General features: G+C 56.7%; 8 protein-coding genes. 4 read left to right on the top strand and 4 right to left on the bottom strand.

Annotation, left to right across the window (positions count from 1 at the left end; all coding sequences use genetic code 11):
- Window positions 1–74: 74 nt before the first annotated feature.
- The gene (locus tag EXY20_RS36140) at window positions 75–1,139 is read left to right on the top strand and encodes an LLM class flavin-dependent oxidoreductase (protein ID WP_235886369.1); all 1,065 of its coding nucleotides are present in this window, start codon (window positions 75–77) and stop codon (window positions 1,137–1,139) included.
- Window positions 1,140–1,141: 2 nt separating this feature from the next.
- Here EXY20_RS36140 and EXY20_RS36145 read toward each other — a convergent pair whose 3' ends face one another.
- Window positions 1,142–2,461 (bottom strand): glycosyltransferase family 8 protein, encoded by a 1,320-nt coding sequence (locus EXY20_RS36145; protein ID WP_135557291.1) that lies wholly within the window; start codon window positions 2,459–2,461, stop codon window positions 1,142–1,144.
- 194 nt (window positions 2,462–2,655) lie between these two features.
- Between EXY20_RS36145 and splB the strand changes: the two genes are divergently transcribed.
- Entirely contained in the window at window positions 2,656–3,693 is a 1,038-nt protein-coding gene (splB, locus tag EXY20_RS36150; protein ID WP_135557292.1) for a spore photoproduct lyase, read from the top strand.
- Window positions 3,694–4,027: 334 nt separating this feature from the next.
- Window positions 4,028–4,858, top strand: coding sequence for a collagen-like protein (locus EXY20_RS36155; protein WP_135557293.1), 831 nt, complete (start codon window positions 4,028–4,030; stop codon window positions 4,856–4,858).
- Between the two features lie 110 nt (window positions 4,859–4,968).
- On the opposite strand, the gene EXY20_RS36160 is transcribed toward EXY20_RS36155, so the two are convergent.
- The 3 genes from EXY20_RS36160 to EXY20_RS36170 are packed head-to-tail and all read right to left on the bottom strand — an operon-like array spanning window position 4,969 to window position 7,377.
- Complete coding sequence (locus tag EXY20_RS36160; protein ID WP_167859766.1) at window positions 4,969–5,760, bottom strand: MerR family transcriptional regulator; 792 nt, start codon at window positions 5,758–5,760, stop codon at window positions 4,969–4,971.
- A 37-nt stretch (window positions 5,761–5,797) separates the two neighbouring features.
- Window positions 5,798–6,616, bottom strand: a complete 819-nt coding sequence (locus tag EXY20_RS36165) for a VOC family protein (RefSeq protein ID WP_135557295.1) — start codon at window positions 6,614–6,616, stop codon at window positions 5,798–5,800.
- A gap of 59 nt (window positions 6,617–6,675) precedes the next feature.
- Entirely contained in the window at window positions 6,676–7,377 is a 702-nt protein-coding gene (locus tag EXY20_RS36170; RefSeq protein WP_135557296.1) for an HAD family hydrolase, read from the bottom strand.
- Window positions 7,378–7,484: 107 nt separating this feature from the next.
- Here EXY20_RS36170 and EXY20_RS36175 point away from each other — a divergent pair, with 107 nt between their 5' ends.
- Window positions 7,485–8,387 carry a helix-turn-helix domain-containing protein gene (locus EXY20_RS36175; RefSeq protein ID WP_235886370.1) on the top strand — a complete coding sequence of 301 codons (903 nt, stop codon included), beginning with the start codon at window positions 7,485–7,487 and terminating at the stop codon, window positions 8,385–8,387.
- Window positions 8,388–8,812: the final 425 nt, after the last annotated feature.

An 8,812-nucleotide genomic window follows, 5' to 3' on the forward strand; every position in this document is an offset into this window, starting at 1 on the left:
AATTTGCTCCTTGCAAGGGAAGCCCCTAAAATGAGCAAGTAAGGAGCGAACGGCAATCGAAAGGAGTAACTGGAATGACGGACAAGGCACGGATGGAAATCGGCATCAGCACGTTTATCGAAGCGACTCCCGACCCGGTGACGGGGGTGCGGATCAGCCATGCGGAGCGGCTGCGACATGCGGTCGAGGAGATTGTACTGGCCGACCAGGTCGGCCTGGACGTATACGGCGTCGGCGAGCATCATCGCCCGGACTATGCGGGCTCCGCTCCGGCTGTCGTTCTGGCCGCGGCGGCCGCGGCAACGAAGCGCATTCGGCTCACCAGCGCCGTCACCGTGCTGTCTTCCGACGACCCGGTGCGGGTGTACCAGTCGTTCTCGACGCTCGACGGCATCTCGAACGGTCGGGCGGAAATTATGGCAGGCCGCGGCTCGTTCATCGAATCGTTCCCGCTGTTCGGCTACAGCCTGGACGATTATGACGAATTGTTCGAGGAGAAGCTGGAGCTGCTGCTCGAAATCTGCAAGCACGAGAAGGTGACGTGGCGCGGAGGTCATCGTCCGGCGATCGACAACCTCGGCGTTTATCCGCGTGCGGTGCAGGATCCGCTGCCTGTCTGGATTGCCACCGGCGGCAATCCGGAATCGTCGATCCGCGCGGGATTGCTCGGGCTGCCGGTAGCTTACGCGATCATCGGCGGCATGCCCGAGCAGTTCGCGCCGCTGGTCGAGTTGTACAAGAAAGCCGCTGCGCAAGCCGGCCACGATGTCAGCAAGCTGCAGATCGCCACCCACTCTCACGGCTTCGTAGGCGACTCGACCGAGCAGACAGCCGACCTGTTCTTCCCGCCGACCCAGGCGCAGATGAGCAAGATCGGGCGCGAACGCGGCTGGGGGCAGCCGTACTCCCGCTCCACCTTCGATTCGGCGCGAAGCTTGCGCGGCGCGCTCTACGTCGGCGACCCGGAATACGTCGCGGAGAAAATCGTACTCCTCCGCCGCAACCTCGGCGTGACGCGTTTTTTCCTCCACGTCAATGTCGGCACGATGCCGCACCTCGACGTCATGCACGCCATCGAGCTGCTCGGCACGCGGGTTGCCCCGATCGTGCATAAAGAACTGGCGCGGATCGAAGGCTGACCTTAGTAAACAGGCGGGACGGTCCTTGTTGTCCCGGGTCGGCCAGGGGCATTTCTTAGCCGCTCGCGAATTTCATTGAACCGCGGATGGACCCATGCCTTGGCAGGCATGAAGTCCATCGCCCGCGATCGTTCGGCATGCTGCGGCAAGCGGTCGTCGGTTCTGCGGGTCGGCGGCGCGACCGGCATGGCGGGCCGCTTCTTCGGCACGGCCTGCCTCTTTCTCGGCGCAGCCAAAGGCTTCTTCGGTCGAACCGCTCTCTTCGCCGGTACAACCTGCTTCCTCACCGGCCGCTCCCGCTTCTGCCGGAACCGCCGCCTCGGAACCGCCGATTTCGGTTTGTTCGGCGTCCGCACCTTTTTCCTCTGCCGCAGCTTGCCCCTTCCTTTGCCGACTCGCCCGCGTTTGCGCAGCTTTCGGCTCGCCTTCCGCATCGGATCGGCCAGCTTGCGCCAAAACCTGCGACGCCAGAGCCGGCCAATGCGGACCGGTCTCACTAGCGGCTTGTCGTCCTTCTCGCCCTCGTCTTCGTCGTACGGCTCGCTTTCGTTCCAGGGCGTATCCCGCCATATTTGTCGATAGCATTCGAAAGACGATGAGTTGACGCTCTCGCTTCCGACCGGTCCGGAAGTGCGGAATATACCGTTCTCGCCGTCATTCGGCAGCCCGGCGAGCGGCTTATTGAACCGGGAATCCAGCGGAAGGAAGTTGCCGCCGTATAAGGCGTTCAGCGTGTCCCGGTCCGGCACCGAAGCCGTCGGAAATTGCCGCATGAACTGCAGCATATCGTCGTACCACGAAAAGCGGCGGCGAATGGTATCGAGCGCAAAAACGATCACGCCCGAATCGAAATACTCGTTCGAGTTCAGTCCGCAGCGAACGATGTCCCCGGCCCTCTCCAGAGCCTCCCGATCCCGCACCGCGCCCAAGTAACAATCGCCCACGTCGGTCGACCACAATTCACCGATGTCCAGGCGCACGACCGCGCCGCCGTCCAGATAAATGACTTTGTCCGCATGAATATATTGGGGAAGCAGCAGTCCGAACAAGCTTGCCGTTGCCCGGGCGTCGATCGCCGGCATCCGGGACGCCGCTTCCAGCATGTCCGCCGGAAGGATGACGCGATAGAAGCGGATGCGATGTCCGAAGCGCCGGGTCAATCGCAGCAGTTTGATTTTGTCCGCTGCGCGCAACGTTTCGTCATGCAGCAGATGAACGCGAAGCTCCGACTTCGTATGGCTGAAGACGGACGCCAGCACGACACCGGCGTGCTCCGCATCGCTACCGTTCCTGTCGTAAACCGCCAGCGCCAGTTCGATCATGGATTGCAGTCACCTCGCTCTACCCGTAGTAGTGGATGATAGCCCTTGATCCAACTATATGTTTGCCCCGGTGCGCTTGCGTAGACGTTCGTCCGGTGCGCGGTCACCCATTTTTCCAGGCACATTTCCGGTTGTGCATATTCCCCCCTTCCCCGCGGTAAAATAAGTGCACTTTGTAAAGGAGTGTCGCCGCCATGAACAATTCAAGAGGGGTATTCACTCCCGAATTGGCGTACTTTGAGCCTGAAGCCATTACCTATCCGAAAGGCGAACGCATCTTTGAATGGGTGAAAAGCGAGGGAATCCCGTACCGGATGACAACTTCTCATAACAGAATTACGAATTTGCCGGGAGATTCCGAGCTGGAGCAGTACAAAATAGCGAAACGCACCCTTGTCGTCGGACTCCGAAAGACGCTCGCCTTCGACACTTCGAAGCCCTCTGCGGAATACGCCATCCCCCTCGCCACAGGATGTATGGGACATTGCCATTATTGTTATTTGCAAACTACGTTAGGGGCGAAACCCTACATACGCGTTTACGTGAACACGGATGATATTCTCAAGCAGGCGAAGCGGTATATCGAGGAGCGGGCTCCGGAAATCACACGCTTCGAAGCAGCCTGTACATCCGATCCCGTCGGTATCGAACACATTTCGGGCTCGTTAAAGGAATATATCGAATTTATGGGCAGGGAGCCACTCGGTCGTCTCCGATTCGTCACGAAATTTCATCATGTTGATTCCCTGCTGGACGCCGAGCATCAGGGACATACCCGTTTCCGGTTTAGCGTGAACGCCGATTATGTCATCAAAAACTTCGAGCCTGCCACATCCAGCTTTGCCGACCGGATTGAAGCGGCGGGAAAAGTGGCGAAAGCGGGGTATCCGCTCGGGTTTATTGTCGCGCCGATTATTTGGTATGACGGTTGGGAGCACGGATATGCCGAGCTATTCGATAAATTGGCCGAAGCGCTTCCGAAAGAGGGAACGCGGGACCTTACGTTTGAGCTGATCCAGCATCGATTTACGAAAACGGCTAAAACGATTATTGAAAGAAGGTACCCCAAATCAAAGCTTGAAATGGATGAAGCGAAGCGTCAATACAAATGGGGGCGCTGGGGGCAAGGAAAATACGTGTATCCCAAAGATCAGGCGGAAGCTCTGAGAGAGTTCATTACCGAACAGATATTTCATCAGTTTCCTGACGCGAGGATTGAGTATTTTACGTAGACTGCACAAGCGACCCGAGGTTAAGGCTCGACTCCATTGTGCTTTTTTGCTGCCGCTATCAGCCGTTGCTTGTCTTCAGCATTTCCGGATGTTGGGAAATGAAGAATAATAGAAGCCAAATATGATGCGGGTTGACGAAAGGAAGGAAGAAGTTGTCTTGATTTTAACTATATGTAGTCTTAACTGAAAGTGTGTTGGGGTTGTGGTATAGCACTCCCCTGCTATAAACCCAATATTCTGAAAATAGTTTTTAGTCTAGCCAATAACCGGCTATTAGTCCATGCCTAAAATTAACAACTCACGTACACTGAACCATCTTTATAGGGAGGTGTCGATGTTGATTTGTCTGGATAGGAAAAAAAGGTGTAAAAAGAAAACCGTAATTGTGTGCCCTCCAAAAGGAAAGAAAAAGAAACGGCGTCTTGCAGTTCATAGATGCAATTGTTCTCCGCAGCAATTACTTCAAGGACTTGCGGAGGCAGTAGCAGAATCTGGACCTCAAGGAGTGGCGGGTGCACTTGGGCCCCAAGGACTAGCAGGACTTGTAGGGGCGATTGGCTCACTTGGGCCCCAAGGACTTGCGGGTGCACTTGGGCCCCAAGGAGCAGCAGGACTTGTAGGAGCGATTGGTGCACTTGGACCCCAAGGACTTGCAGGACTTGCAGGAGCACTTGGCGCAGCCGGGCTGGCAGGACCGGCGGGGGCAACGGGTCCCGCAGGACCAGCAGGGCCTCCAGGTGGAGTATTAGGCTTTGCAGATTTTTTTGCCTTGATGCCTGGCGATAATGCAGCAACGGTTGCTCCCGGTACAGATGTAAGCTTTCCGCAAAATGGACCTATTAGCGGGGCTGCTATCACCCGTATTGGTGCCAGTTCGTTTAACTTGGCTGCGATTGGCACTTATCAGGTCTTGTTCCAGGTGAGTGTAACCGAAGCCGGTCAGCTGATACTAACTCTCAATAACGCTGATTTAGACTATACGGTGGTCGGGCGAGCTACAGGTGCATCCCAGATCGTAGGAATGGCTCTTGTGCAAACATCAGTCATTAATTCAATACTCACTGTACGAAATCCTGCTGGCGAATCAACGGCACTAACTATCACCCCTGTTGCAGGCGGAACAAGACCTGTCTCAGCCCACCTTGTTATTACGCGTATCGCATAGCGGGGGAGTCGATAGTTGAATTACATGCGTCAAGGCCGCCGATTACTTCTGCGGCCTTCTGTGCACGATATGTAGGCCTAGTCACAACTAACGCCCGCTTCCGGCACAGATCAAGCCTCCTCCTTCGACAGCACGGGAATGTACGAAAGCACCTGCGATTCGCTCCCCGTTTCGTATCGCTCCCACCGGGGGCCTATCGGTTGAAATCCATACCGGTCCAGCATGCGGGAATAACGGATGCACAGCGTCGGATCGTCCGCTTCGGTTTCCAGCGTGGCGAACAGCGTCGGGCCGACGCTGTCGACCCGGCACCGTCCCGGACGCTCGGCGGCAAGCCGCGAAGCGGCCTGTGCGGCCGTTCCGCCTCCGCCGAGCCGGAAGCCGATCTCCGCGTGCAGCGTCTTCCCCTCCGCCCGAAGCAGGCAGACGTAAGCCTCCGCTGCAGCCCCGCAGCCGCCGGACACCAACGCCCTGCGGTCCTCCGCGATCGCACGCGCATACGGATGAACCGATGGCTCCACTTCATGAAGGAACCAGATCATCCGGGTCGTGTCCTCCCACTGCGCCAAATTCACCGCCCGCACCCCCGGACGGGCGCCGCTCCAATATTGCTTCGCCACCAGCAGCTCCCGCAGTTTGCGCTCCGTCTCCCGACGCCAGCGATCCATCAGCGCCTCCTGCTCGTCCGGCGATGCTTGCTGGAACAGTCTGATTTCTCCTACCGGCACTCCTGCCTGCCGAAACGTATGGATCAACCGGGCCTGCGGGACCTGCTCCTCGGTGTAATAGCGATAACCGTTGTCGCCGCGCGCCTGCGGAAGCAGCAGCCTCTTGCTTTCATAGAAACGGAGGGCGGAAGGAGACAACCCGGTTTTGTGCGCAAAAGCCTGGATCGTCATCATGGCCGCCTGCCCGCCTCCATTCGTCGCTTCGATCTCCCTACATTTGATAAGCCCACACGTTGAGCCGGTTTCCGTCCGGATCATAGAAGTGGTAATCGTTCACCGCCAGCTCCGACATCGGAACTCCGTGCGCGGCCAGCCACGAACGAGACGACTCCAGTTCATGCGGGAACACCTGAAAATATACCCGCGCTTTCGGATTCCCTCTTGCCGCGCCGGCGACGGACGGATCTTCAATCATCCACACATGGTGAGGGAAGTCGTCGCTGGCGACATCTTTTCCATACTCGGACATGACCATGCGGAGCAGCGCCGATCGCCCGTCCGGCCCGTCCGTAACCTTCTCGAAGCCGAGGACCGTTTCGTACCAGGAGACGGATGCTTGCAAATGGGAAACGTGGAGGATCATCGAAATATCACCGAACCCGATCAGACGCGAGTCCGGATGGGGATTGGGCTTCAACGGCTTGTGGACGGCCGTCACTCTTGCCCCTTCGAACGCTTCGATATCGATATACTCCCTCTCGTCGGGAAGCCGCTGCGGCGCCGAAACCCCAATCCCGTTCTCCCGAAAATAGCGCAACGCCGCTTCCAGATCGGCCACGCAGAAGATCAGCCGGCAGGTTCCTTCATACGCCCCGTCATCGCGATAATGCTCCCACTCCGTCTGAAAAGACTTGACGTTCATCTGGCCATATAGCGGCAGGCCGAAAAACGCCATTTTGCCGATCGCGGTCAACTCGCTGCCGCGGGGCTTCCAGCCAAAGTGGCGACCGTACCAGGAAATCGCTTCCTCAAACCCGTCCCAAGATGCCATGATAAAACCGCCGTCGAATCCGAATGTTGGTCGCTGCATGCCTGTCTCTCCTCGCAAACGATTTTGCCATCATCATAAGGGTTCAAGCAAGTTGAATGTCAATCGACCAAACAAGCGTCAAGATGAAGCAAGCTATCGATGATATATTTGGGGCGAACGTCGGGGTCGACTTGGGCGCCGCTCCGATTGTAATAGCAGAAGTCGATCCCGGCATTTATCGCGCCGTTATAGTCGTCGTGCAGCGAATCGCCGATAAACAACGCTTCAGCGGGCCGGATCTGCAAGCGTTTCAGCGTTTCGTCGAAAATTTCCCGCTCCGGCTTCCAGTAGCCAACCTCGTCGGAAACCGTCAACGTATCGAAGAGATCGATCACTCCTCCGGCCGCAAGTCTGCTTCGTTGGGCTTCGCCAATCCCGTTCGAAATAATCGCCAGCCGGTAGCTCCCGTACAACCGGGTCAAGATCTCCTTGGCATGCGCTTCGAATTCGCAGGAGGCGCAGAACGTGCTCCAGTACAATTGAGCCAACGGTTTGGAGTCGGCATGATCCCAGTCAAGCCCCTGCAACGTGTCGCGAAAAGAGAGCTCCAACACTTCATGGATGCTGTAGCCCGATTTCCTTCTGTCGCTCCAGTAAGCGAAGTTTTTTTGGCAGAACAGTGTCCAGAAGGTGTCCCAGGAGAACGTATCGCGATGAACCAGTCCATGCGCTTCCACGGTTCCTTGCATCGATTTCAACTCGCTGAGCGAATAGTTCAACAGTGTGTTGTCCAGATCGAAAAGAATAGCTTTATACCGCACGGGCAACCTCCTGGTTGGTGTTCATGGATAGACTTCCAGCGCTTTCCTTTGACATACTAGTTCGATGGGGCGGCGGGATTTTCCTTCCAAGAAGAGCGAGGCTTCAGGTGAGGCTGCAATTGCCCGAATCGACGGGGTTCCCGTCGGGCCGGCAATTCCTGTACAATAGCCTCATGACGACCATTCACTTTCGTACCATTCCCCCTTCTCCGGCGTTAAGCAGGGACGTGGAATGCATTCGGGTAGCCGACTACGCCGGCGATCGGCCGCTGGAGGTCAAGGTTTGTCCGGGCGGCTATCCGGGAATCGTGTTCCAGCTTGCGGCCGACGGGACGGCAGCGATCGAGCGGATCGCCATTCGCACCGCCGACACCGCGCAGATCCCCCTTCTGTTTCTTCACGGGCAAGGCTCGGAGCCGAGCGTCATGCATTTCAAAGGCATTCCTTACACGACGATCCAGGTGGTGCTGAAACCGCACGCGCTGTACAGCTTGTTTGGCTGGGATGCCGCAGAACATCGCCAGGTACTGCTGACGCCCGAGCAATTCGGCGCGGCCGATCTGGAAAGCCGCCTTCTTGCCGCAGCCTCGACGAGCGAGCGGATCGACCGGCTGCAATGCTTTCTGACGGGCAACGGGCTCCGCCGCCATAAAAGGGACGAGCTGATCGAGTCCACGCTCGCCTATATTCGCGACAACATCGCGCAGGTTTCGGTTGGCGGGTTGGTGCGCCATTTTCATCTGTCGGAGCGGCAGTTCCAGAAGCGGTTCACCCGCGTCGTCGGCATGCCGCCTCACCTGTATATCCGGGTAAGACGCGTCAACGAAGCGCTTCGGATGATGCATTCCGAGCAATACGAACGTTTGTCCGACGTCGCTTATGCGCTGCATTATTACGACCAGTCGCATTTTATACGCGATATGAAAGCATTCTCCTGGGTAAGCCCGAAGCACATCGCGATGAAGGTCAGCGAGTTCCATCACGATCTGGCCGGATCTTCCTACTTGTAAAATCGGGTGGGAGCAGAACGGGGCGGCCGGTGTAAAGAGTTTTAGTTATTACTTAAATCTCCCTCTTTATGGGGAGATTTTTTGCAGCCTGTAAAGTTCGTAACCTCAATTGAGGACGCCGATCTTCCCACGAGCTGGCTCCATGGTTGAATGCTCGAGGGACGGAACTCACAGACCTTATTTAGGAGATTGCGACCCTAGTTTTGATGCTAACGGAACAGAGCGCTCTTATTTTCGCATGTTTCGTCTCATTTGGTGTTTTTTCATCCGATAGCGGCTGTTGGTTCCGTTACCTTCGATAAAAGTGGCTCCAGGAGACAAATAAGGGCTGTAGGTTCCGTCCCTCGTATTTAAGGGTATTTCTCACGAATGCTCAGCCATTCGCAGGATTTCATCGATTTTAATGTCAGATACAGCGGTGGAAT

The organism is Paenibacillus cymbidii, from assembly GCF_004764705.1.
Taxonomy (GTDB): Bacteria; Bacillota; Bacilli; order Paenibacillales; family NBRC-103111; genus Paenibacillus_AN; species Paenibacillus_AN cymbidii.

What these genes read in the sequence shown, in the direction of transcription:
- EXY20_RS36140 (WP_235886369.1), top strand. Translation starts at nt 75, where the DNA reads ATGACGGACAAGGCACGGATGGAAATCGGCATCAGCACGTTTATCGAA.
- EXY20_RS36145 (WP_135557291.1), bottom strand. Translation starts at nt 2,461, where the DNA reads ATGATCGAACTGGCGCTGGCGGTTTACGACAGGAACGGTAGCGATGCG.
- splB (WP_135557292.1), top strand. Translation starts at nt 2,656, where the DNA reads ATGAACAATTCAAGAGGGGTATTCACTCCCGAATTGGCGTACTTTGAG.
- EXY20_RS36155 (WP_135557293.1), top strand. Translation starts at nt 4,028, where the DNA reads ATGTTGATTTGTCTGGATAGGAAAAAAAGGTGTAAAAAGAAAACCGTA.
- EXY20_RS36160 (WP_167859766.1), bottom strand. Translation starts at nt 5,760, where the DNA reads ATGATGACGATCCAGGCTTTTGCGCACAAAACCGGGTTGTCTCCTTCC.
- EXY20_RS36165 (WP_135557295.1), bottom strand. Translation starts at nt 6,616, where the DNA reads ATGCAGCGACCAACATTCGGATTCGACGGCGGTTTTATCATGGCATCT.